The sequence below is a fragment of the Spirosoma spitsbergense DSM 19989 genome, assembly GCF_000374085.1.
GTDB lineage: Bacteria > Bacteroidota > Bacteroidia > Cytophagales > Spirosomataceae > Spirosoma > Spirosoma spitsbergense.
Map to the genome: position 1 here is coordinate 121,397 of NZ_KB893499.1, position 24,607 is coordinate 146,003.

A 24,607-nucleotide genomic window follows, 5' to 3' on the forward strand; every position below is an offset into this window, starting at 1 on the left:
AAAATTAGCAATTCGCACCGTTTCGGCGACTCGCTTTCGCTCTTTTTAGTCCTTTTGGATGATATCCGAGCCGCCGGATTCGCTCCTGGCCACCACTTTAGCGGAGCCGTAATAATAAATATCCGAGCCACCGGAGGCCTTCATCTTCAACTCATTTCGGGCATTGACATATACATCCGAACCGCCGGATGAGTTGGCATTGCAGCTTTCTACAACTAGTTTACGGGCATCGAGGTTAGACCCGCCGGAGCCACTGGCATTGAACATCCGGGCCGACCCTTTCAAAAGCGCATCGGCCCCACCCGATGCGGATGCGTTGAGATCGTGGGCCTTGAAATCCAGTTTAAGGTTGGAACCGCCCGATGCATCCAGGCTCAGATCATTGAACGACAGTTGCCCCTGTCCAATCACATCGGCCCCACCTCCGGCCCGTATGGTTTGTAATTGCCGGAATGTCAGGTAGGCTTTTACGGACGTATTCCGCCCCCAGGTCCAGCCGCTGAACCCTTTACGCTCAATGTAAAGTTTCAGCGTGCCGTTCCGTACTTCCGAAACAACCTGATCTTCATCCACTCCTTTTGCTTCCAGGGTCAGTTTTTCCGCATTGCCCTGCGTCAGATAAACGACAATACCGTTGCTGACATTCAGGCCGGTAAACCCCGATACGGGCCGGTCTTTTTTCCAGTCATCACTGGCGGTGTTCAATACGGTAACGAGTAACATAATGGATAGTATTAGTCCTTTCATAGCTTTCCTGGTTTATTGATTAGATACATACAAGATGGAAAAAAGCAGGGCTTCGTTGCATAAATGACCAAAAAAAGGTGTCCGGTTTTACGAATGACTTTGTCCGCTAACGGACGTTACGGACCTTAGGGTTACCGGTAGTCCTTTAGAAATCAAGGCAGTAAGAATCTGGCACGAGGGTTGAGTCATTATCAGTACGGCCAAAAACAATCGTTTAAACGTGACCAATTATGATTCAACTTCGTAACGTTTCCAAGTATTACCCCGCTGGTTTTGGTAAGGTATATGTTCTGCGTAACATTAGCCTCGCTATTGCTCAGGGGGAGTTCATTTCCATCATGGGACCCTCCGGCTCCGGTAAGTCGACCCTGCTGCACATTCTGGGCCTGCTGGAAGAACCCTCCGAGGGAGAATATCTCTTTGATGATCAGCCCGTTCAGAAACTATCCGAAAAAAGACGGACCGAACTGCACCGTACCCGCATCGGCTTTGTATTTCAGGCCTATCACCTGATTGACGAACTAACAGTATATGAAAACATTGAAACGCCCCTGCTGTATAAAGGACTGAACGGGTCGGAGCGCAAAAGCCGCGTGGCCGAGTTGCTCGACCGCTTCAATATGGTCGCCAAAAAAGACTTGTTCCCCGCTCAGCTATCGGGCGGGCAGCAGCAACTGGTTGGTATCGCCCGGGCACTGGCGGCAGAGCCTACCGTTATTTTTGCCGATGAGCCAACGGGGAACCTCCACTCCGACCAGGCCCGCGATATTATGGAACTGTTTCGCGAACTCAACAAAAAAGATGGCGTAACTATCGTACAGGTAACCCACTCCGAAGTTAATGCCGAATACGGTTCCCGGGTAATTCGGCTGAAAGACGGCTGGCTGGAAGAGTCAGCCCCTCAGCCACTGAGCGTACAGGCCGTAAAGTGACCGCAGAAACAGCACTTGATATCGGGATAGTATCCCTCACCTCTTTTTATTGATGCACATCAGGTCAGTAGAGAGCGTCAGGCTGCTATGCTGGTTATTAGCGGGACAAAATAACCTTTCCCGAATCTGCCTGACTTTATACCGTAATGGTTTAAAACAGTCCATGACTGTGTTGAACCGTATGATTATTTACCAGCCTGTTAACTTCATTTACAGGAATATATCCGATTTATAAACCAAAAGTAGGCTTAGTTTGCGCCGTTTATCCCAAAATGATAGCTGCGCCGACGCTAAGTTTGTAACATTGACCTATCAAAATTATGTGTATGCAAGTGGCGTGGAAACAGATGCGGGTTGTGATAGCCCTGTTGGTAACGACAGGATTGTCGAATGTTTACGCACAAAATGCGCCGGCCCGAACGGACGCAGCGGCCGTATCGCCGGCAAATGGAGTGGTTCCTACGGTAAACCGGCTGGATTTGCCGCAATGTATCGACATTGCCCTCAAAAATAATATCACGGTAAAGCAAAGTCGGTTACAGATCAACAACAGTGAAATACAACTGCAACAGGCAAAGCTAAACCGGCTTCCGAACCTGAATGGTTTTGCCACGCAGAATTTCAATTCGGGTTTTAACATCAACCCGGTTACTAACCAGTTTGTGTCTCGGTCGGTACTATCGAACAACTTTCAGTTGACCTCCTCCTCCACGATTTATAATGGTGGCGTTTTACAAAACACCATAAAGCAAAATGAGTTATTGCTCCAGTCGAACGAGAAGAATCTGGAGGCTACCAAGAACAACGTCATCCTGACCGTAATTCAGAATTACCTGAATGTACTGACGGGTCAGGAGCAGTTGGTAATTGCCCGGCGGCAGTCTGACGTAAGCCGGTCGCAGTTTGAGCGGACTCAGAAACTGGTTAGCGCCGGGGCGGCCGCGGAGTCGGCCCTGTTCGATTTACGGGCGCAGCAGGCTACCGATCAGTTAGCCATTGTGAATGCACAGAACAATATTGATCTGGCCAAAGTGGCTTTGCTCCAGTCAATGAACCTGTTCAGCGATCAGGCCATCGAGGTGGCTCCAATATCGATCCCGGACCCCAGCGTTAGTGCCTACGAAGCTTCGCCCCAGCAGATATTCGAAATTGCCAATGACAATATGCCGGATGTCAGGGCAGCCAACCTGCGCGTTCAGAGTGATGAGAAGGGAATTGCCGTAGCGCGTGGAGGCTTTTATCCGTTGCTAACGCTGAATGCCGGGTTGACCTCACTGTTCTCAAATTTCGGTTCGCAACGGGCCATTCAGAACGGCACGAGTCAGATTCCACAAGTAATAACCTTCAATGGGGTCCAGCAAACAATCCTTATCGAACAGCCTAATATTTCGTACGAAAGTTATACGCTTCCCTTCACGGATCAGGTCAAGAACAACCTGAATAAATCATTAGGCTTGTCCTTACAGGTACCTATCTTTAACCGGTTTCAGGTTCGAAACCGGGTTCAGTTAGCCACGCTGACCAAGCAAAACTCGGAACTACAGGCCGATAATACCCGGTTGCTGCTTCGCCAGAACATCGAAAATGCCTATGCTAACCTGGAGGCATCCGGAAACCGGTACCGGGCTACGCTGGCCCAGGTGCAGGCACTGGAATCAGCTTTTGGCGCATCGGAAAGCCGACTGAATGCCGGATCGATCAACGTAACGGAATACAATATCACCAAAACGAACCTGGATCGTGCCCGGGCCAGTTTGGTACAGGCTAAGTACGATTACGTGTTCAGAACCAAAATTTTAGATTTTTACCAGAATAAACCGTTCAGTTTTAATTAATGATTGAGCGAATCGGTACGCCGAAGCGAAGTGATTGAGTGAATAGCACATGGACGTTCTACTCACTCATCCACTCAATCACTCACTCATTCCCTATCATGAAGAAAAAGTCGAATCGCATTTGGTGGATATTAGGTGGACTAGTTGTATTAATTGTAGGTGGATTAGTCGCGGCAAAACAAGCTGGTCTGATTGGCAAACCAGAGGCAACAGAAGTTGATTTTGCAACCGTTAAACGGACGGATATTACCGAACGGGTCAGCGCATCAGGGCGCGTTCAGCCGCAGGTCGAAGTAAAAATCAGCCCCGACGTATCGGGGGAAATCATTGGACTGTACGTAAACGAAGGGGATCCCGTCAAAGCAGGTCAGTTATTGTGCCGCATTCGTCCTGACAATTATGAGTCACTACTGGCGCGGGCGCGGGCCACGGTCAATCAAAGCCGGGCACAGTTAGAGCAAACCAAAGCCGCCGTGGCGCAGTCGAGCGCCCGACTGATCCGGGCCAAAGCAGATTACGAACGGCAACAGAAGCTCTACGCCGATAAGGTCATTTCGTCGGCCGATCTGGAAACCAGCGCGGCCAATTACAATGTCGCCAAGCAGGAAGTCGAAGCAGCCAATGCCAACGTTCGGGCATCGTCGTTCAATATCAAGAGTGCCGAAGCCAGCCTGCGCGATGCAACGGAAAACCTGCGTAAGACAACGATATACAGTCCTGTAAACGGTACAGTATCAAAACTCAATATTGAACTGGGGGAACGCGTGGTGGGCACCTCTCAGATGGCGGGTACCGAGATTATGCGGATCGCCAATCTGCAAAATATGGAAGTTCGCATTAACGTGAATGAAAACGATATTGTCCGGGTCAACCTCAACGACACGGCTGATATTGAGGTGGACTCCTACACCATGACCGGCCGAAAATTTAAAGGGGTCGTGTACGAAATCGCCAATACAGCCAACGGACTAACGAGTTCAGCGGGGGCAGCCGCTTCCCTATCGGCCGATGCCGTAACAGAGTTTGAAGTGAAAGTAAAAATACTGAATAGCTCCTACGCTGACTTGCTGGCTCAAAAAGACAAAAAAGGCTATCCGTTCAAGCCCGGCATGACGGCTTCGGTCGAAATCCTGACCGACCGAAAATCCAATATTCTGGCCGTACCAATTGCGGCTGTCACAACGCGCAGCGCCGATTCAACCGCTATCGACACGGCTACAATGAAAGACAACCAGAACGGTACTGTTAATGAAGTACCAGCCGGACAAACGCAGAAGAAAGAGAAGACGAAGGAAATCGTTTTTGTCAATGCAGGAGGCAAAGCAATACAACGGAATGTAACTACAGGTATCAGCGACTTCGAAAACATCGAAATCTTATCAGGCCTGAAAGAAGGAGAGCAGATTATTTCCGGCCCCTTTATTGCGGTCTCAAAGAAACTTAAAAATGATGACCTTGTGATAAAGAGGGATCCGAAGAAGGACAAAAAGAAAGAAGACAAGGAAGAATAACGGGCAATCGACTTGCCGCTGCAATCCGTTTCAAAACAGCGATTTTTCTTCGCGACGAAGCGCCTATAAGCAAATTATACTTTTCCATTGACGTATAAGCAAACAAAAAAGCCAAGCGAGACACTCTCTTGGCTTTCTGATTTACTCAACGTTATGAAAAACTTTTCTTTTCGACACAATTATAAAACAAAATTAAGTAAAATTTATTAATCTCCCTGAATAATTTTTTCAACAAAGTCACAATCATCTGACAGCAAGAGCATTATAAATGAGATTATGTATACAACTAAACGGGCAGTTTAAGTAAAAATACTTAAACTGCCCGGCCAATTTCATGTATATATGAACTTATATTAATTAAAAAGCAATCCATCCCGAATGGTCACCGTACGGTCGGCAAGGGCGGCAAGGGCTTCATTATGCGTCACAATGATGAAGGTTTGACCCAATTCATCCCTGAGTTGAAAGAATAGCTGATGTAAATCTTCTGCATTACGCGAATCGAGATTACCGCTGGGTTCATCGGCAAAAACAATAGCCGGTTGGTTAATGAGTGCCCGCGCCACCGCTACCCGTTGCTGTTCCCCGCCCGACAATTGAGAAGGCAGGTTTTTCATCCGGTCCTGCAGGCTAAGTTTTTCCAGCAATTCAGTAGCCCGCTGGCGAACTGCCCCTTCGTCTTTCCCCGAAATAAACCCCGGCAAACACACATTTTCGAGGGCTGTAAACTCAGGCAGCAGGTTATTGAACTGAAAAACAAACCCGATACGCTCATTCCGGAATTTTGCCAGTTGCCGGTCGTTCAGGGCAAAAACATTCTGGTCGGCAATCCGTAGTTCCCCAGCATCAGGCCGGTCCAGGGTACCAAGAATTTGAAGCAATGTTGTTTTACCGGCACCCGATGCCCCAACGATGGAAACGACTTCGCCTGGCTTGATGGTTAGATCAATTCCTTTCAGGACGGCCAGATTGCCGTAATTTCGGCGAATATCAATGGTTTGAAGAAGCGACATTTGGACTTATGAATAATAAATGATGTATGATTAATTAATGGGATTGCAAACGGGGATTCACTTAATTTTCGACAAGCCCGTTCATCATTCATCATTCATCATTCATCATTTCCTGTTAACTTGCCGCACAAAAATACGATTTCCAATCCTCCTTGTTGCAGTTGCCATGAATATACACGAGTATCAGGGTAAAGAAATTCTTAAAAAGTACGGTGTCCGCATTCAGGAGGGTATCGTAGCAGAATCGCCCGAGAAAGCCGTTGAAGCCGCCAAACTCCTGATTGCCCAATCGGGTCAGAAGTTTGTGGTAGTAAAGTCCCAGATTCACGCCGGTGGCCGCGGAAAAGGCAAGATCGTTGGTTCTGAGCAACGGGGCGTAGCATTAGCCAAGAGTGTCGATGCGGTCCGTGATATCACCAAAAATCTTATTGGTAACGTACTGGTTACCCATCAGACCGGTCCGGAAGGCAAACAGGTCAATAAAGTCCTTATTGCTGAAGATGTGTATTACCCTGGTGCTACGGAACCAAAGGAAATGTACATCGGTATTCTGCTCGACCGGAACAAAGCCTGTAATGTCATTATGGCCAGTACCGAAGGCGGTATGGACATTGAAGAGGTAGCCGAGCATACGCCCGAGAAAATCGTGAAGGAATGGATTGATCCGGCTGTTGGCCTGCAACCATTCCAGGCCCGTAAGGTAGCGTTCGGTCTTGGGCTGGAAGGGGAAGCCTTCAAAGAGATGGTAAAGTTCATTACGGCACTTTACAGAGCATACGTGGATACGGATGCCTCCATGTTCGAGATCAACCCGGTGCTGAAAACGTCAGACAATAAGATTCTGGCCGTTGATGCCAAAGTGAACCTGGACGATAACGCTCTGTACCGCCACCTCGACCTAAAAGCCATGCGCGATCTGGCCGAAGAAGACCCCCTTGAAGTAGAAGCCTCTGCCAACGACCTGAACTATGTAAAACTGGACGGTAACGTCGGTTGCATGGTAAATGGTGCTGGCCTGGCGATGGCAACCATGGATATTATCAAACTGTCGGGTGGGGAACCGGCCAACTTCCTCGATGTTGGGGGTGGAGCCAATGCCAAAACGGTAGAAGCCGGTTTCCGGATTATTCTGAAAGACCCAAACGTAAAAGCTATCCTGATCAATATTTTCGGTGGTATCGTTCGTTGTGACCGGGTGGCTACGGGTGTTGTGGAAGCCTACAAGGCAATCGGCGATATTCCGGTTCCGATCATCGTTCGCCTACAGGGCACTAATGCCGAAGAAGGCGCTAAAATCATTGATGAATCGGGCCTGAAAGTACAGTCAGCTGTGCTGCTCAAGGAAGCCGCCGAGAAGGTTCGGCAGGTTATCGAGTCGTTATAACTGGTTCAGATAGACGCTGAATAAAAAGTAAAAGCCGGAACTCACGTTCCGGCTTTTACTTTTATCCATTACGTTACTCACAACTAGCGAGCTTTGTTGTAGTACTTCATAGCCTCGGGCAACAGTTTCTGTAGCTCGGAAATCCGGCGCTGATCGGATGGGTGGTCGGAAAGAAACTCAGGCGTTGATTTTCCGGAACCAGCTTTGGCCATTCGCGACCAAAAGGTAACGGCCTCTTGTGGATTGTACCCTGCCATCGACATAAAAATCAGGCCAAGGTGATCCGCTTCCGATTCCTGCGCCCGGCTATGCGGCAGGGCACGACCTACCTGATAGGCGGCAGGCAACCCGGCACCAACTGCCTGCATCAGGAGTGCTTTGGTAGTGTTACTCTGCTGCGCCTGCGAGCCAAGATACGCCTGTCCCACCTGCATCAGCCCATTAGCTACCAGGCTTTCGCTCATCCGCTCGTTACCGTGTTCGGCAATGGCGTGCGATACCTCGTGGGCCATAACGGTGGCCAATCCGGCTTCATTCTGGGTATAGGGAAGAATGCCGGAGTAAACGACAATTTTACCTCCGGGCATACACCAGGCGTTTACCTGCGGACTTTGTACCAGGTTATATTCCCAGTTGAACCCTTCCAGTCGTTTGCTGAGTCCATTCGCATTCAGGTATTGCTCAACAGCCTGGCGAATACGAGTCCCAACACGACGGACCATTTCAGCATCGTTGGAGTTCACCACCCGGCTCGTATCCAGGAATTGCTTGTATTGCTGACTGCTCAGCGCTAAAATCTGATCGTTAGGCACCAGCAGTAATTGCCGACGGCCCGTTAGCGGTACCCGTGCACAGGAGGAGATAAGTCCCACCACCACTAACATACCAAGGAGTGTCTTTTTCATTAATTTGCGTTTTCTTGTTTAGTGAGATTCTGACGTTATATGACTAGTGAGGGCTGGCATTTGTTCAAATTTTTATAAACCAGATGCGGTCAGGCCCTCTTTAGTCCTTAGATTTGCACTAATCTGAATAGTTTAAAAACTTGTGTCTACAACGGCAGGCCTATATCAACTATCAGGCCTGAACCGGTAGAGAATCCCGTATGAAAATCATCTGCGTTGGTCGGAATTACGTCGAGCACATTAAGGAGCTGAACAACGAACAGCCCGAAGATCCCGTTATCTTTATGAAACCGGAAACGGCTGTTCCCCTGAAAAACGAGCCGTTTTTCTACCCGGACTTCTCTCAGGATGTTCATCATGAGGTTGAAATACTGGTCAAAATTAATCGTGTAGGGAAAAATATAGAGGAGAAGTTCGCGCATAAATACTACGATGAAATTGGCGTTGGTATTGATTTTACCGCCCGCGATTTACAAAGCAAACTAAAGGCAAAGGGGCTTCCCTGGGAACTGGCCAAAGGCTTCAACGGCTCGGCCCCTATTTCGGGCTTCGTGCCAAAATCGGATTTCCCGGACCTCAAAAATCTAAACTTCCACCTGGACATTAACGGCGAAACCCGGCAGCAGGGCAATACCAGCCTGATGTTGTTTCAGATTGATTACCTGATTTCATTCGTGTCGCGTTTTTTCCTGCTCCAGCAGGGCGATATTTTATTTACAGGCACACCAAAGGGCGTAGGTCCGGTTCAGATTGGGGATAAGCTAACCGCATTTATTGAGGATAAACCCATGCTGACGTTTGACGTAAAGTAAGTTCATTTTGTCAGCGCAGCGTATCCATACACCCTGACACATCATCGACAGTTTTTCTTTTGAAACGAATCCTTTTTTATACATTCCTTACGGTTCTGACCTCAATGAATCTGGTCTTCGGTCAGTCGGCCAGGCCAGATTCGACCCCTTCATCAGAAACGACTGCAACAGGATACATAAAACCGGGCACACTCGTCAATGGGTATTTCATGTTTCCCATTCAGCCCGGCTCCGCCAACTCATTATCGGGGGGCGTGGGCGACTTACGCCCTAATCACTTTCACGCGGGTCTGGATATCCGAACGGGCGGCCGTGAGGGGCTTGATGTCCATGCCGCTGCTGATGGCTATATAGCCCGAATCGCGGTTTTTACCGGTGGCTACGGCAACGTTGTCTTCATCAAACATCCCAACGGGCTAACCACCGTTTATGGACACCTGAAGTCACTTAAGGATACGTTGGGAATCTATCTCAAGGAGCAGCAATATCAGAAAAAAACCTTTGAAATTGACCTGCGTTTCAAACCTGGTCAGTTTCCGGTCAAGCAGGGCGATGTTATTGCGGCATCGGGCAATACGGGTGGTTCTGGCGGGCCGCATCTGCACTTCGAGATTCGGGATGCGCACGATAACCTGATCAATCCCCTGCTGTACGGATTTTCGGAAATCCAGGACAACGTTCCGCCCTATTTTGAGCGGATTGCCCTGAAAACAATGACCCCAACCTCGCGCATCAACGGGGAGTATCACCGGGTAAGCTACGTACCGGTTCGCCGGGCCGATGGCACCTACGCCATTACACAACCGATAACGGCTTCGGGCCTGATTGGTATAGAAGTGCTGGCCTACGACAAAACCAGCGGTTCGCCTTACCGCATTGGTATCAGCTGCCTGGAAGTCCGACTCGACGGGCGGGAAGTTTTTGCGTATAACATGAATAGTTTTCCGAGTGAGAAAACCCGGTTCATGAACATTCACGAAAACTACGAAATCGAGCAGACCAGTGGGCAGCGATACCACCGGGCCTATATTGCCGATGGCAACCTCCTTAATCTATACAAATTACAGAACAATGCAACCTATCGGGGTCGTTTGCCCTTACTGGATGGCAAACCCCACGAGGTAACACTGATCCTCTTCGATGCTTTTGACCACTCTGCCCAGCTAACATTTACCGTTCTGCCGGAAGAAGCCCCAGACAGCGAACTCCGTCTGGATTCTCTGGCGGAGAGTCCGGTGGTCAAACCATCTGCGGCAGCCATGATTGAACAAGCTCCTACGGCTACCATCACGACGGATGAAAACGTACTGAAGCTAAGCGTTAAGAATTTACCGATTGATAACCCACCAGCGGCCAGACTCTTTGTTGGTCGCACCATAATTGAGCAGCCTGTCAGCTATCTTCATGCTAATCAAGCGGTTTATCTTATAGATTTGCGTCAGGTTTTGCCCGACTCAGTTGAGTTTGGTCATAGCATTATACGAACAAATTTCAGAAAAAAGCTGATTCCGGGTCGAAACGAGGTTGTTACAGATGGCAAAAACCGGTTGCAGTTCAAGGCCGGAACCCTGTTCGACACGCTTTATCTGGCTACGCGATTGTTACCGGGTGGGGGACTGGAAATTAACCAGTCCATTATACCTTTGAACGATTACCTGACGGTTTCGTACACCCCGAATTACCCCATCGCCATTGATACCGTCCGCACCAAAGTGTATTGGTCGAGTGGCGGAAATGATAGTTATCTGGGAGGTACCTGGAGCGGTGGGCACATTGAGTTCAAAACCCGGTCATTAGGCAGGTTTCAACTGATGACGGATACCAACCCGCCTAAAGTCGATATTCTGACGGCCACCCCGCAGGGCATTACGGCCCGCATTCGGGACGATCTGTCGGGCATTGCGGAGTTTAGGGCATTAGTCAACGGCGAGTGGGTATTGATGCAGTATGATTATAAACGGGCCTTGCTCTGGTCTGATAAGCTGAATTCGGAAGAACCTTTTGAGAAAGGGGCCGAGGTACTTATTCAGGTCAAAGACCGGTCGGGTAATATTGGTTCTGACAGTACGACCATAAACGAACCCCGCCCTGTTGTTCGGCGCAAAGCCGCCCCAGCGCGCAGGAAAAAAAGAAGATAAACCGATTTATGGTTTGTTGTTGCCCTGGCTAACGACAAACTACAAACTACAAACCACAAACTGTAAACTGTAAATACTATGTCCCTAGCCATCGGTGATACCGCTCCGGATTTTACGAGTGCTGACCAACAGGGTAACCCTATCCGGCTGTCCGACTACAGGGGCAAAAAAGTTGTACTGTACTTTTACCCGAAAGATGACACGCCGGGTTGTACCGCCCAGGCCTGTAGCCTTCGTGATAATTATGCCAACCTGCGGGCAGCGGGTTACGAGGTTCTGGGTGTGAGTGTCGATGACGCCAAAGCTCACCAGAAGTTTAAAACCAAGTACGACCTGCCTTTCACGCTAGTTGCCGACACGGATAAGCAGGTGGTGGAAGCCTACGATGTCTGGAAGGAGAAATCCATGTACGGTCGTAAATTCATGGGCATCGTCCGAACTACTTTTCTCATCGATGAGAGGGGTATCATTACGGACATCATCGAGAAAGTTGATACGAAAGAACACGCAAAACAAATTTTGAACTAAGTATTAGGAGTTAGGAGCGAGTAGTGAGGAGCCATCCGGCTGTTTTTTTACCGCCGGATGGCTCCTCACTACTCGCTCCTAACTCCTAACTCCTGAAAAACTATGGAAATCGAACAACTCAAAAGCACGGCTACGGCCGTTCGGCGTGACATTCTTCGGATGGTTGCGGCCGTTAACTCTGGTCACCCCGGCGGCTCGTTAGGCTGCACCGATTTTTTTGTTGCGCTTTATTTTGAGGTGATGAACCGGAAGAAAGATGCCCAGGGCAACCCAATCTTCGATATGGACGGCCGTGATGAGGACATCTTCTTCCTCTCCAATGGCCACATCTCGCCCGTTTTTTACTCGGTGCTTGCACGGGCGGGCTATTTTCCGGTTAAAGAACTGGCGACGTTCCGCAAACTCGACAGCCGGTTACAGGGGCACCCTACCACCGCCGAGCATCTGCCGGGCGTTCGGATTGCCTCTGGTTCATTGGGGCAGGGCCTGTCTGTAGCCAGCGGAGCTGCTTACTCCAAGAAACTCAACGGCGACAAGAGCCACGTGTACGTCCTCATGGGCGACGGTGAGCAGCAGGAAGGCCAGATTTGGGAAGCCGCCCAGTTTGCGCCCAACAAAAAACTCGGCAACCTGACCGCCGTTATCGACCTGAACCACGCCCAGATTGACGGTACAACCGACAACGTGAACAACAACCGGAGTCTGGCCGATAAGTACCGGGCATTCGGCTGGTTTGTCGACGAAATGGAAGGAAACGATATGGCAGAGGTCATCAAAACGCTAAAAAAAGCGCAACAGGACCCCGACGTCCCGACGATGATTCTGATGCATACCGAAATGGGCTTCGGCGTCGACTACATGGTAGGCAACTATAAATGGCATGGCACCGCCCCCAACGCCGACCAGCTAACGCAGGCCCTGAACGGCCTGCCCCTGACAGTAGGAATGGAGGATTATTAATTGTGTGGGTGTAGAGACGCATATTTGCGTCTCACATCCGGACGGTTTGCTGACGCCTATGAGACGCAAATATGCGTCTCTACATAGATCTATGAAAATCAAACGCCTTGTCATCGAAAATTTCAAGTCCATTGAACGGATTGAGTTAATTGAGCCCAATCCGTTCGCGGTCTTTGTTGGCCCCAACGGGTCGGGTAAATCGAATATTTTCGAGGCTTTGGAGTTTGTGAATAGATGCGTAAAAGTTTCCCCTAATGAAGCTGTTCGTGAATTCGGCGGCATTGCCAACATTCAAAATCGTAATGGAGCGGATCTAGCCCAATTTTTATTTGGCGTTTCGTTTAATGATAATGAAGATGAAGTAAAGTTCGCTTACGATAAGCTCATTGATTCAATCCGAAAGGATAATACGTTTGTCGTTGCAAAAGCGCCATCATCTGGTTATGAACAGTTTTATCTACATTTTAGCAGAGTTTTTGTAGGCAACAACAAAGTACCGAAGTTCAACTATCAAGATGACCGTTCTCTGAACTTTTCAGCCAGTAATCTAGAAAAAGTTTTGAAGCGCGTTCTAACAAATCCTATTCTGAGAGACGAAATCTTCGAGTGGCTCGAATTATTCGTACCAGGTTTTAAGGCCGTTGAAATAGATGATAGAGATGAATTGCATTGGTTTGAGGATTCCACACCAGAATATTTCACCAAAGAGTTAATCTCTGACGGTACATATAACATTCTGGCCTTGCTGACCGCCGTTTATCAGAGCGATGATAAACCGCAATTTTTGTGCATCGAAGAGCCGGAGAATGGGCTTCATCCGCAGGTAGCCGGGGAATTAGTCGATTTCTTCCGAATCATGTGCGAGGAAAGGGGGCATTACATCTGGCTTAACACTCACTCGCAATCAATGGCATCGCGCGTGAGACCAGAAGAATTTGTTGTTGTGGAGAAGAAGCAGGGAGCTACCACAGTCAGGCAGTTCGAAGAAGGTGATTTCCACGGTATGCGGGCAGATGAAGCCTGGCTTACAAACGCATTGAACGGAGGGCTAGCATGGTAAACATCGGATTTATCTGCGAAGGTGATACGGAAGTTAAAATTGTTAAATCGAGCGCATTCCAGCAGTTACTTATCGACTGTCGTCTACAATGTATATTTCCAATAGAAGACGCTGACGGTAACGGTAATTTGCTACCGCATAAACTAATGGAAAGGCGCAGTGTACTTGAGAAGGCCGGTACAAACGCCATTTTCGTATTGACTGATCTCGATCAGAACATTTCCATCGAAGATACACGACTACGAATTGGGGAATACAAAAATCAGCATATTGTTGTTGCTGTTCGGCAGGCAGAAGCCTGGTTTTTAGCCGATTCAGCAACGTTGAGCCGCTTGCTCGATAGCCATTTTCATGTCGAATACCCGGAACAGGAAACGAAGCCTTTCGAAAAAATACGTGATTTGTTCCTTCAGCGTACAGGACGTGGAGTTGGTACTAAACCGATACTAGCCCGACGAATGCTGAAGTATGGCTTCACCATCGAAAACGCAGCCAAACACCCGAACTGCCCCTCGGCGCAGTATTTTCTAACTAAATTGCAAACCCTCGCTTCGGCGAATTAATCGAGACTATGAAAAAATACGAGTATACCGAAAAGAAAGACACGCGTTCGGGATTTGGCGCGGGTATCGCCGAACTGGGCAAATCGAACCCCAGTGTCATTGCGCTGACTGCAGATCTGGCTGGTTCACTCAAGCTGGAAGCCTTTATCAAAGATAACCCCGACCGGTTTATTCAGTGCGGTATTGCCGAAGCCAATATGATTGGCGTATCGGCGGGGCTAACCATTGGCGGTCATATCCCCTTCGCTACCACGTTCGCTAATTTCGCAACGGGTCGGGTGTACGACCAGATTCGTCAATCGGTAGCCTACTCCAACAAGAACGTAAAAATCTGTGCCTCGCACGCGGGCCTGACCCTCGGCGAAGATGGGGCTACCCACCAGATTCTGGAAGATTTGGGCATGATGAAGATGCTGCCCAACATGACGGTCATCAATCCCTGCGATTATAACCAGACCAAAGCCGCTACCCTGGCTATCGCCGAACACGTTGGGCCGGTTTACCTGCGTTTCGGTCGTCCGGTAATACCCGTATTCACCCCCGCCGACCAGAAATTTGAAATCGGGAAAGCCTGGACGGTGAACGAAGGAAAAGACGTGTCCATTTTCTGTACGGGCCACCTGGTTTGGGAAGCCATCAAAGCGGGCGAAATCCTGTCGGAGCAGGGTATTGAAGCGGATATTATCAACATTCACACCATCAAGCCGCTGGACGAAGAAGCCATTCTTGCTTCTGTAAAGAAAACAGGCTGTGCGGTTTCGGCCGAAGAGCACATGATCAACGGCGGTCTGGGCGATAGCGTGGCACAGGTACTGGCCCGTTACTATCCGGCTCCTGTTGAATATGTAGGTGTTCATGATACATTCGGTGAGAGTGCCACTCCAGACCAACTCATGGAAAAGTACGGACTCACGGCCGACAAAATTGTTGAGCAGGTAAAAAAAGTAATAGCTAGAAAATAAAGGAATCAGGCGTTAGGAACGAGTAATGAGGAGCCATCCGGTTCCAATGATTGCTTCAGCATTTTTTATCGCCGGATGGCTCCTCATTACTCGCTCCTAACTCCTCGCTCCTGATGAAAAATGACTGACGAAGAACTACTTGCCAAATACCGCGACCCGTCGAGCCGGAACTATGCCTTTAACCTCCTGGTACGAAAGTATCAGCAGAAAATCTATTGGCATATCCGGAAAATGGTCATCGACCACGATGATGCTGACGATCTGGTACAGGAAACGTTCATAAAAGTCTGGAACAGTCTGGAACAGTTTCGGGGTGACAGTCAGTTATATACCTGGGTTTACCGTATTGCTACCAATGAGTGCCTGAACTTCCTCAATAAGAAACGCCGACGCTTTTTTCTGCCCATTGGCGACGTGGAAGGTGAGCTGATGGAGAAGCTGGAAACCAACGCCGATTACGTTACATCGGGCAACGAGTTGAGTGGAGAAGAGATACAGTTAAAGTTGCAGAAAGCACTATTGAAACTACCAGATAAGCAGCGACTGGTTTTCAACATGAAGTACTTCGATGATATGAAATACGATGAAATTTCGGACATTACGGGTACATCAGTTGGTGCGTTAAAGGCCTCTTACCACCTGGCTGTGAAAAAAATTGAAGATTATCTAACGAAAACCGATACAACCGATTAAACCACAGCCGGCCCAGACTGTCAAATTCTCAGAAACAAGATTAAATTGTGTATCGGATACACACCAATACAATGAACGCCAAAAACGAATTCAGGCTTGATGAGTTACCCCCCGAGCATCCACTGCGGCAAGTACCGTTTACGGCTCCGGATGGGTACTTCGATACGCTACCCTCTCGCGTACAAGCCCACGTAACAAAAAAGTCCAGGCCCGTTTTAAGCATTAGCTGGTCCTGGCAACGGACGGCAGCATCACTGGCGGGAGCCAGCCTGATTGCCCTGTTGATCTGGCAAACGCTACCTCAGCGCCAGGAGTCATTACCAGGTGAAGCACTGGCCGGAGTAAGCAATGAGATGATTACCGCTTACCTGGAAGAACAGGGAGTAAGTGCCTACGAACTTGCCGATAGCCAGCAACTTCACTCCTCACTGGGTAGCGATACAACCGCCATTGAATTTCTCAATGTGAATCCGGTCGACATTCAGCAACACATTAAAGAATATAACGTGCAGGATATTCCCAATCAGGGTTCCTGATTTTTTAGCATGATTAACCTTACTACAATGAGATACGTATTTATCGGTTGGCTGGTTAGTCTGATGTTTATGGCACAGGTGGCCAATGCACAGAATGACGGCAATGGACGGCAGAAAATTGAAGCAGCCAAAATTGGAATGATTACGAACCGGCTGAACCTGACTACCGATCAGGCTCCCCAGTTTTGGGCGGTTTATAATGAATACAATGCAAAAAAACAGGAGTTAAACCGGCGGGTTCGTCAGTTAAATAACGCTCCAAGCCGCTCCGGTGCAAACGACGAACAACTGGTGAACGGACTTCGGGAAGTGAACGCAACTAAGCAGAAACTCGCCGATCTGGATGAAGAATACATGGGTAGATTTTTGAAAGTGATCACAGCACAACAGTTAACCGAGTTGTACAAAACGGAACAGGTGTTCAATAAAATGCTGCTCAACAAACTGAATCAGGGAAATTAGTGCTGTAAATAGCTACATTTTACGGCTTTTATCTACCTCCCTTTAGCGCATCGATCACAGACCCACCGGCCTCAAAGATTAGTTGAGTCGTACTATTATCCCTGATTATTGGGTATAATAGCACGACTCAATCGTTTTCCGGAAAACAGGACAGACAGCCGAATTTGTAACAAAATTCTCCCATTGGGCTTTACTATATACCAACCCTTACACGGTTCGGCATTCACTGTAATTTACCGTATAAATTAATTCGACATGAACATTAAACGTAAAGCATCCGCCCATTGGGAAGGCTCGGGTAAAGAAGGAAAAGGAACAGTTTCAACGGCTAGTACAGTACTTAACCGTACACAATACTCATTCAACACACGATTTGCTGATGGCGTAGGTACTAATCCGGAAGAACTTATTGGCGCAGCACACGCGGGTTGTTTCTCCATGAAGTTGGCGTTTAACTTACAGGAGGCTGGTTTTACCGCCGATTCAATCGATACGCAGTGCGTCATTACACTCGATAGCGACGCTGGTCGCATCAGCGAGTCGCATCTGGTCGTAAAAGCAAGCGTACCGGAAATCGACAAAGACAGGTTTCAGTCGCTCGTGGACGATGCTAAAGCGAATTGCCCGATTTCCAAGTTGTTCGACACGAAAATCACAGTTGAGGCTACATTATCCTAGACCTATTAAGAAACCTACTTACTATAAGCATACAACAAAGGCCGGACTGATCCGGCCTTTGTCGTTTATATCTAAAAACTCTCCGGCATAAACACCGTTCTGTCAGGCGCTGAATGTCAGGGAAGTTTCTCCCGCAAAAAAGCCATAATTGTTTCCTGCCCGGTTCTAAGTTCGTCAAACTGCTTCTGCATCGATACAGTCAGGTTCGTCACACCTTTAGCCGTTGTTTCTGTCATTTTAGCGGCATAGTCTGCACGAACAGCGGCATTGGTTGCATTCTGGTCGGCGCGGGTAACCATATCAATAAGCTTCCCTGCCCCTCGACGATCAATTTTTCGGAGTGCGTCAGCCATTAACGGCTCTAGTTGGTCAAGTCTGCGTTCGGGTGTCATACCGCTAACATAGGGGTAATAGTTGGCTTTGAATGTACACTATTTCTGGTCCTGTCCGTGAAAAAACAAGGCTCGCTCAAACGAATTCTGTACGATCTACAATCAACACGAATCGACACGGCTCATTATTTCTTTAGAACAATTTATGGATTACAAATGCTTTTTCCTATAATTGTGTCTTATATACACTATTATAGATTTCCTGGACCTTCTTTGTTGTCACAATGGGTTATTACACGCATTCCAATCGGATCCTGGTTGCTCTGGACTGCATCATTTTCGGCTTCGACGGGGAAGACATTAAGCTGCTGCTCATCAAACGAAACTTTGAACCTGAGCTTGGAAAGTGGTCGTTGATGGGTGGTTTTCTGGAGGAAAATGAGGACCTGGAAACGGCTGCCCAGCGAATTTTGTATGAGTTGACAGGCCTGAAGAACAACTACCTCGAACAACTACAAACCTTCGGCTCCATAAATCGTGACCCTGTTGAACGCACCATTTCCGTTGTCTACTACGCCCTGGTCAACAGCCAGCAGCAGGATATAAACGCGATTAATGCGCATAATGCGTACTGGATTAATCTATCGGACAAGCCCGACCTGATTTTTGACCACAACAGAATGGTAGAACAGGCCAGGCAGCAGTTACGCTACAAAGCGGCTTTGCACGCCATCGGATTTGAATTACTGCCCGAACAGTTTACTATTCCCCAACTTCAGAAACTGTACGAAGCGATTTATAACCGCAAACTCGACCGGCGAAATTTCAGCCGAAAAATAATTTCTACCGGGCTACTACTCAGTACAGGTCAAAAAGACAGCAGGTCGGCCACCAAAAAAGGGCAACTTTACCGGCTGGATACCACCAACTACCAGCGCTATCTAAACGACTTCGTGAGTTTTTTTCCGGAACTAACTTTAACCTGACCGCCTACTATGACCAATCCCTATGTTATTGGTGTCGATTTTGGCAGTGACTCCGTCAGAGCGTTGGTTATCAATGCCCTGACAGGAGAAACCGTTGGCACCCATGTTCATGAATACACGCGCTGGAAACAGGGTCTTTACTGTGACCCCGAAGCCGCGCAGTTTCGGCAACACCCGCTCGACTATCTGGAAGGGCTGGAAGTATCCATCGTGGGTGCTCTAGCACAGGCCCCCGACGAGGTCAAACAGCAGGTAGTCGGCATTTCGGTGGACACGACTGGCTCCACACCCTGTGCGGTGGACGAAACGGGTCTTCCACTGGCCCTTCGCCCCGATTGCCTGGATAATCCCAATGGGATGTTTATTCTCTGGAAAGACCACACCGCCAACGCCGAAGCCAGCGAAATAAATGAACTGGCTCACCACTGGGATGTAGACTACACCAAATACGTTGGCGGCATCTACTCCTCGGAGTGGTTCTGGGCCAAATTACTGCATCAGCTTCGGGTAGATGCCTCCATCCGGCCGCATGCCTTTTCCTGGATTGAACACTGCGACTGGATTTCGGCTGTGCTGACGGGTAATACCAACCCACTCACGTTGCACCGGTCGCGCTGTGCGGCTGGCCACAAAGCCCTTTGGCATAGCGAGTTCGATGGATTACCATCCAACGAATTCCTGACAAAACTTGACCCGCTGCTTGATGGTCTGCGCGACCGTTTGTTCACGGAAACCTACACAGCAGACCAGCCAATGGGGAACCTATCCGCCGAATGGGCCGATAAATTGGGCCTGTCTACGGATGTGGTGGTGGGTATTGGTGCATTCGATGCGCATATGGGTGCTGTTGGGGCACAGATCGAGCCCTATGCGTTCGTGCGTATCATTGGTACCTCCACCTGCGACATTCTCATGGCTCCCAACCAGGAGATTGGTCACCGGCTCATCCGGGGAATCTGCGGTCAGGTTGATGGTTCGGTAGCGCCGGGCATGCTGGGGCTGGAAGCGGGGCAGTCGGCCTTCGGCGATGTATACGCCTGGTTCGCCCAACTCATTGCCGGTCCCGTACGGGAGTTGCTAGGTAATGAAGCAGCCGACAAATTAAGTCAGCAACTCATTCCACACCTGTCCGATAAAGCTGCCCAATTACCTGTAACCGAACAGGATGTGCTGGCGCTGGACTGGATAAACGGTCGCCGGACACCCGATGCCAACCACATGCTGAAAGCGGCCCTTACCGGTCTGAACCTCGGCACCGATGCGCCCAAAGTGTTTAAGGCACTGGTAGAAGCAACGGCATTTGGCTCCCGCAGCATTGTGGAGCGGTTCATTGAAGAAGGTGTGCCCATCAAAAAGGTAATTGCCATTGGTGGTGTCGCTAAAAAATCGGCTTTCGTCATGCAAACCCTGGCCGATGTCCTGAATAAACCTATTCAGGTGGCCACGGCCGATCAGGCCTGTGCGTTGGGAGCAGCCATGTGCGCGTCGGTAGCGGCTGGCTTTCACCCCACGCTGGAAGCCGCCCAGCAAGCCATGGGTTCGGGTTTCGACGCTGAGTACACGCCCCGCCCCGACAAGGTGGCTATATACGATAGCCTTTACAAAAAATACCTCGAACTGGGAGCGTTTGTTGAGCAACACACGGCCCAGCCTGGCTAAGCAAACAATACAGGAAATAGGTCGACAATCAGATGTTGGCCAGTCTATTATAAATTTATTCATCTAATGATTGACCTGAAAAAATACGAAGTCTGGTTCGTAACCGGTAGCCAGCATTTATACGGCGAAGAAACACTCCGTCAGGTGGACGACCACTCGCAAATCATTGCGGAATTTCTGGATAAAGCCGCCCCCATGCCGATTCGGGTGGTATTTAAACCCGTCGTCAAAACGCCCGACGAGATTTACGCCATCTGTCAGGAAGCGAACGTAGCGCCCAGTTGCGTAGGTATCATCACCTGGATGCACACGTTCTCTCCCGCCAAAATGTGGATTCGGGGATTAGCCGTCCTCCAGAAACCATTGCTCCACCTGCACACGCAATTCAACCGCGACATTCCCTGGAGCAGCATCGATATGGATTTTATGAACCTCAACCAGTCGGCTCACGGCGACCGGGAGTTTGGGTTCATCATGGCCCGTATGCGGTTGAACCGGAAAATTGTGGTCGGTTTCTGGCAACAGCCCGACGTAGTGGAAAAAATTGCGGCCTGGTCCCGCGTGGCCGTGGCGGCTTTCGAGTTAAAAACCATGAAAGTGGTTCGCTTCGGCGACAACATGCGGCAGGTGGCCGTAACGGATGGCGACAAAGTTGCCGCCGAAATGACGTTTGGCATGTCGGTCAATACGCACGGTATCGGCGACTTAGTAGCGGTAATCAATCAGGTGAGCGACTCCGCAATCGACCAGCTGATTGCGGAGTACAACGATACGTATACGCTAATGGATTCCCTGCGTAAAGGCGGGGCACAGTATAGCTCACTACGTGATGCGGCCAAAATTGAACTGGGGCTGCGGGCTTTCCTGGAAGATGGTAATTTCTCGGCCTATACCGATACGTTCGAAGACCTGCACGGCATGACCCAGCTCCCCGGTATTGCCTCCCAGCGACTAATGGCCGATGGCTACGGCTTTGGGGGTGAGGGCGACTGGAAAACGTCGGCCATGGTACGCACGATGAAAGTGATGGCCTCCGGCCTGCCGGGCGGCAACTCATTCATGGAGGATTACACGTACCATTTCAACCCCGAAAACCCGTTGGTGCTGGGTTCGCACATGCTTGAAATCTGCCCCTCCATCGCAGCCGATAAGCCCACCTGCGAGATTCATCCGCTGGGTATTGGTGGCAAGGCCGACCCGGTTCGGCTGGTGTTCAATGCGTCGGCGGGTCCCGCTATCAACGTGTCGCTGATTGACATGGGTAACCGGTTCCGGCTGCTGGTCAACGAAGTGGAAGCTGTGTCTGTATCGGAAGCGTTGCCCAAACTACCCGTGGCGCGTGCGTTATGGAAACCCATGCCCGATATGCACACCGGCTGTGCGGCCTGGATTCTGGCCGGTGGTGCCCACCATACGGTGTACAGTCAGAACTTGACAACCAGCCATGTAGAGGATTTGGCCGACATATTCGGGGTAGAACTGGTGGTCATTGACCGTGATACGAATCTGCGTCAACTGAAAAATGAACTTCGCTGGAGTGAATCCTATTACCGATAATATTTTATGAAAAAACAACTCACAATCGTTCTCCTGTCAGGCATTAGTCTGTTCGCTAAGGCGCAGAATACGGTGATCATCAAAGGAGATGATGGCAAAACGGTCATCAGCCGACACATTTACGGCCATTTTGCCGAACACCTCGGCCGTAGTATTTATGACGGCTTTTATGTGGGCGAAAACAACACCAAAATCCCTAACAAGAATGGGGTACGGCTGGATGTGGTGGATGCTCTCAAAAAGCTAAAGATTCCTAACCTCCGCTGGCCGGGCGGCTGTTTTGCCGATACCTACCATTGGAAGGACGGCATTGGTCCAAAAGATAAACGCCCAACCATCGTGAACACCTGGTGGGGTGGCGTGACCGAGAACAACAGTTTCGGTACGCACGACTTTCTGAACATGTGCGAACTGCTGGGTACCGAACCTTACCTCTCGGGGAACGTAGGCAGCGGTACCGTACAGGAATTGAGCGAGTGGGTGCAGTACGTCAACTTCCCGAAAGACAGCCCCATGTCTACCCTTCGGCAGGAGAACGGGCGCACCGCCCCCTGGAACGTACGCTACTGGGGCGTGGCCAACGAAGCCTGGGGTTGTGGCGGCAACATGAAACCCGACTATTACGCCAATCTATACCGGCAGTACAGCACGTTTATGAACGCAAACGTCGGTAAAGAAAAGATTTTCCGGATTGCATCGGGGGCCAGCGACGACGATTATAACTGGACCGAAACGCTGATGAAAAACATCCCCATGAATATGCTGGAGGGTGTGGCCATGCACCACTATTCGGTGTTCGGCTGGGGCGAAAACGCCAAAGGATCGGCGACCGATTTTACCGAGACAGACTACGCCCACACGATGGACGAAGCACTTAAAATGGACGAGTTCATTGGGAAGCACGCGGCCATTATGGACAAGTACGACCCGAGTAAAAAAGTAGCACTCATTGTGGATGAATGGGGTGCCTGGTACAACGTGGAGCCGGGTACGAATCCGGGTTTTCTGTATCAGCAAAATACCATGCGGGATGCCATACTGGCCGGTTCTACGCTCAACATTTTCCACAATCACGCCGACCGGGTCCGCATGGCCAATCTGGCCCAGGCCATCAACGTGTTGCAGTCGGTTATTCTGACGAAGGGGGAACAAATGATTCTCACGCCTACCTACCACGTCATGGAAATGTACAGCGTCCACCAGGATGCTACTCTCCTGCCCATCGACATCAAATCCGGCAGTTATGAGGTGGATAAGTACAAACTCCCGGCGGTATCGGTATCGGCCTCCCGCGATAAGGCTGGCAAGACGCACATTTCACTCGTGAACATTGACCTGAACAAGCCGCAAACCATTACCCTGACGCTGCAAGGCGTAAAAAGCACATCCGTGACCGGTCGTATTCTAACATCGGCGCACGTTCAGGACCACAACACCTTCGATAAACCGGAAACCATCAAACCAGTTGCTTTCAACGGGGCCAAATTGTCGGGTAATACCCTGACGGTAACCCTACCCCCCGTATCGGTGGTTGTACTGGAAATGTAAAAATGAGCGAAAGAGTGAATGGCGAAAGAGCGAATAGCAGCCGCACCCATTCACTCATTCGCTCTTTCACTCATTCACCCTTTCACTCTTTCACCTATGTATCAAACCTTAAAAGAAGAATGTTACGAGGCCAATATGCAGCTTCCCAGGCTGGGCCTGGTACTGTTTACCTTCGGCAATGTGAGCGCCGTTGACCGCGAGCGGGGCGTGTTCGCCATCAAGCCCAGTGGCGTTCCTTATGAAGAGTTGACCCCGTACGACATCGTTATCTGCGATTTCGACGCCAACGTCATCGAGGGTATCTACCGCCCTTCGTCCGACACGAAAACCCACGCGCTGCTCTACAAAACCTGGGATAGTATCGGTGGTATTGCGCACACGCACAGTACATACGCCGTAGCCTGGGCGCAGGCGGGTATGGACATTCCCATTTTTGGCACCACCCACGCCGACCACACCCATCAGGATATCCCCTGTGCCCCCGTCCTGAGCGATACTATGATTCAGGGCGATTACGAACACGAAACCGGTAACCAGATTGTCAACGCATTTCACGAAAAAGGACTTTCGCCGAGCGACATGGAGATGGTGCTGTTACAGAATCATGGTCCATTCACCTGGGGTAAAACGGCGGCCAAAGCCGTCTACAATTCGGCAGTATTGGAAGAAGTAGCCCGTATGGCTCAACTGACGTTACAGATAAACCCCCATACGCCCCGGATTAAGGACACACTCCGGCTCAAACATTACGAGCGGAAACACGGCCCTGATTCCTACTATGGGCAGGAAGAGTAAAAAGGCTATCT

Annotated in this window: 24 protein-coding genes; 20 read left to right on the top strand and 4 right to left on the bottom strand. The window is 49.6% G+C overall.

The genetic code is table 11. The features are described from left to right. Nucleotides 1–45: 45 nt before the first annotated feature. On the bottom strand, nucleotides 46–747 hold the full coding sequence (locus tag B157_RS0111975) for a head GIN domain-containing protein (RefSeq protein WP_026308651.1): 702 nt from the start codon (nucleotides 745–747) through the stop codon (nucleotides 46–48). A gap of 230 nt (nucleotides 748–977) precedes the next feature. On the opposite strand from B157_RS0111975, the gene B157_RS0111980 reads away from it, so the two are divergent. The 3 genes from B157_RS0111980 to B157_RS0111990 all read left to right on the top strand — a co-directional run bounded on the left by B157_RS0111980 (nucleotide 978) and on the right by B157_RS0111990 (nucleotide 5,025). After that, on the top strand, nucleotides 978–1,679 hold the full coding sequence (locus B157_RS0111980) for an ABC transporter ATP-binding protein (protein ID WP_020603567.1): 702 nt from the start codon (nucleotides 978–980) through the stop codon (nucleotides 1,677–1,679). Between the two features lie 320 nt (nucleotides 1,680–1,999). Then, on the top strand, nucleotides 2,000–3,514 hold the full coding sequence (locus B157_RS0111985; protein WP_245565065.1) for a TolC family protein: 1,515 nt from the start codon (nucleotides 2,000–2,002) through the stop codon (nucleotides 3,512–3,514). A gap of 98 nt (nucleotides 3,515–3,612) precedes the next feature. Continuing rightward, nucleotides 3,613–5,025: an efflux RND transporter periplasmic adaptor subunit gene (locus B157_RS0111990; protein ID WP_020603569.1), complete on the top strand. Its 1,413-nt coding sequence runs from the start codon at nucleotides 3,613–3,615 to the stop codon at nucleotides 5,023–5,025. Between the two features lie 353 nt (nucleotides 5,026–5,378). Here the strand turns inward: B157_RS0111990 and B157_RS0111995 are convergent, their stop codons facing one another. Then, a complete protein-coding gene (locus B157_RS0111995) occupies nucleotides 5,379–6,038 on the bottom strand; it encodes an ABC transporter ATP-binding protein (RefSeq protein ID WP_020603570.1) in 660 nt (219 codons plus the stop codon). A gap of 166 nt (nucleotides 6,039–6,204) precedes the next feature. On the opposite strand from B157_RS0111995, the gene sucC reads away from it, so the two are divergent. Then, complete coding sequence (gene sucC, locus B157_RS0112000) at nucleotides 6,205–7,422, top strand: ADP-forming succinate--CoA ligase subunit beta (protein ID WP_020603571.1); 1,218 nt, start codon at nucleotides 6,205–6,207, stop codon at nucleotides 7,420–7,422. 83 nt (nucleotides 7,423–7,505) lie between these two features. On the opposite strand, the gene B157_RS0112005 is transcribed toward sucC, so the two are convergent. Next, complete coding sequence (locus B157_RS0112005) at nucleotides 7,506–8,327, bottom strand: M48 family metallopeptidase (RefSeq protein WP_020603572.1); 822 nt, start codon at nucleotides 8,325–8,327, stop codon at nucleotides 7,506–7,508. A gap of 200 nt (nucleotides 8,328–8,527) precedes the next feature. Between B157_RS0112005 and B157_RS0112010 the strand changes: the two genes are divergently transcribed. The 11 genes from B157_RS0112010 (at nucleotide 8,528) to B157_RS0112060 (ending at nucleotide 17,719) form a co-directional block, all read left to right on the top strand. Further along, nucleotides 8,528–9,139 (top strand): fumarylacetoacetate hydrolase family protein, encoded by a 612-nt coding sequence (locus B157_RS0112010; protein ID WP_020603573.1) that lies wholly within the window; start codon nucleotides 8,528–8,530, stop codon nucleotides 9,137–9,139. Between the two features lie 104 nt (nucleotides 9,140–9,243). Beyond that, nucleotides 9,244–11,277, top strand: a complete 2,034-nt coding sequence (locus tag B157_RS0112015; protein WP_425423198.1) for a M23 family metallopeptidase — start codon at nucleotides 9,244–9,246, stop codon at nucleotides 11,275–11,277. Nucleotides 11,278–11,355: 78 nt separating this feature from the next. Further along, the gene (gene bcp, locus B157_RS0112020; protein WP_020603575.1) at nucleotides 11,356–11,805 is read left to right on the top strand and encodes a thioredoxin-dependent thiol peroxidase; all 450 of its coding nucleotides are present in this window, start codon (nucleotides 11,356–11,358) and stop codon (nucleotides 11,803–11,805) included. A gap of 102 nt (nucleotides 11,806–11,907) precedes the next feature. Beyond that, nucleotides 11,908–12,765, top strand: a complete 858-nt coding sequence (locus B157_RS0112025) for a transketolase (protein ID WP_020603576.1) — start codon at nucleotides 11,908–11,910, stop codon at nucleotides 12,763–12,765. Nucleotides 12,766–12,856: 91 nt separating this feature from the next. Next, nucleotides 12,857–13,825: an AAA family ATPase gene (locus B157_RS0112030; RefSeq protein WP_020603577.1), complete on the top strand. Its 969-nt coding sequence runs from the start codon at nucleotides 12,857–12,859 to the stop codon at nucleotides 13,823–13,825. 146 nt (nucleotides 13,826–13,971) lie between these two features. Next, a complete protein-coding gene (locus B157_RS0112035; RefSeq protein WP_157618406.1) occupies nucleotides 13,972–14,388 on the top strand; it encodes a hypothetical protein in 417 nt (138 codons plus the stop codon). Nucleotides 14,389–14,396: 8 nt separating this feature from the next. After that, a complete protein-coding gene (locus tag B157_RS0112040) occupies nucleotides 14,397–15,350 on the top strand; it encodes a transketolase family protein (RefSeq protein WP_020603579.1) in 954 nt (317 codons plus the stop codon). 120 nt (nucleotides 15,351–15,470) lie between these two features. Next, nucleotides 15,471–16,043: an RNA polymerase sigma factor gene (locus tag B157_RS0112045; RefSeq protein WP_020603580.1), complete on the top strand. Its 573-nt coding sequence runs from the start codon at nucleotides 15,471–15,473 to the stop codon at nucleotides 16,041–16,043. A gap of 71 nt (nucleotides 16,044–16,114) precedes the next feature. Continuing rightward, nucleotides 16,115–16,579: a hypothetical protein gene (locus B157_RS0112050; RefSeq protein WP_020603581.1), complete on the top strand. Its 465-nt coding sequence runs from the start codon at nucleotides 16,115–16,117 to the stop codon at nucleotides 16,577–16,579. Nucleotides 16,580–16,588: 9 nt separating this feature from the next. Further along, a complete protein-coding gene (locus B157_RS0112055) occupies nucleotides 16,589–17,041 on the top strand; it encodes a hypothetical protein (RefSeq protein WP_020603582.1) in 453 nt (150 codons plus the stop codon). Nucleotides 17,042–17,296: 255 nt separating this feature from the next. Then, complete coding sequence (locus B157_RS0112060) at nucleotides 17,297–17,719, top strand: OsmC family protein (protein WP_020603583.1); 423 nt, start codon at nucleotides 17,297–17,299, stop codon at nucleotides 17,717–17,719. Nucleotides 17,720–17,835: 116 nt separating this feature from the next. Here the strand turns inward: B157_RS0112060 and B157_RS0112065 are convergent, their stop codons facing one another. After that, nucleotides 17,836–18,072: a hypothetical protein gene (locus B157_RS0112065; protein WP_245565066.1), complete on the bottom strand. Its 237-nt coding sequence runs from the start codon at nucleotides 18,070–18,072 to the stop codon at nucleotides 17,836–17,838. Between the two features lie 263 nt (nucleotides 18,073–18,335). On the opposite strand from B157_RS0112065, the gene B157_RS0112070 reads away from it, so the two are divergent. The 5 genes from B157_RS0112070 to B157_RS0112090 all read left to right on the top strand — a co-directional run bounded on the left by B157_RS0112070 (nucleotide 18,336) and on the right by B157_RS0112090 (nucleotide 24,596). After that, nucleotides 18,336–19,037, top strand: coding sequence for an NUDIX hydrolase (locus tag B157_RS0112070; protein WP_020603585.1), 702 nt, complete (start codon nucleotides 18,336–18,338; stop codon nucleotides 19,035–19,037). Between the two features lie 9 nt (nucleotides 19,038–19,046). Next, nucleotides 19,047–20,696, top strand: a complete 1,650-nt coding sequence (locus B157_RS0112075) for a ribulokinase (RefSeq protein WP_020603586.1) — start codon at nucleotides 19,047–19,049, stop codon at nucleotides 20,694–20,696. Nucleotides 20,697–20,762: 66 nt separating this feature from the next. Further along, nucleotides 20,763–22,253: an L-arabinose isomerase gene (araA, locus tag B157_RS0112080; RefSeq protein WP_020603587.1), complete on the top strand. Its 1,491-nt coding sequence runs from the start codon at nucleotides 20,763–20,765 to the stop codon at nucleotides 22,251–22,253. A 6-nt stretch (nucleotides 22,254–22,259) separates the two neighbouring features. Further along, complete coding sequence (locus tag B157_RS0112085; RefSeq protein WP_020603588.1) at nucleotides 22,260–23,801, top strand: alpha-N-arabinofuranosidase; 1,542 nt, start codon at nucleotides 22,260–22,262, stop codon at nucleotides 23,799–23,801. Between the two features lie 96 nt (nucleotides 23,802–23,897). After that, entirely contained in the window at nucleotides 23,898–24,596 is a 699-nt protein-coding gene (locus tag B157_RS0112090; protein ID WP_020603589.1) for an L-ribulose-5-phosphate 4-epimerase, read from the top strand. Nucleotides 24,597–24,607: the final 11 nt, after the last annotated feature.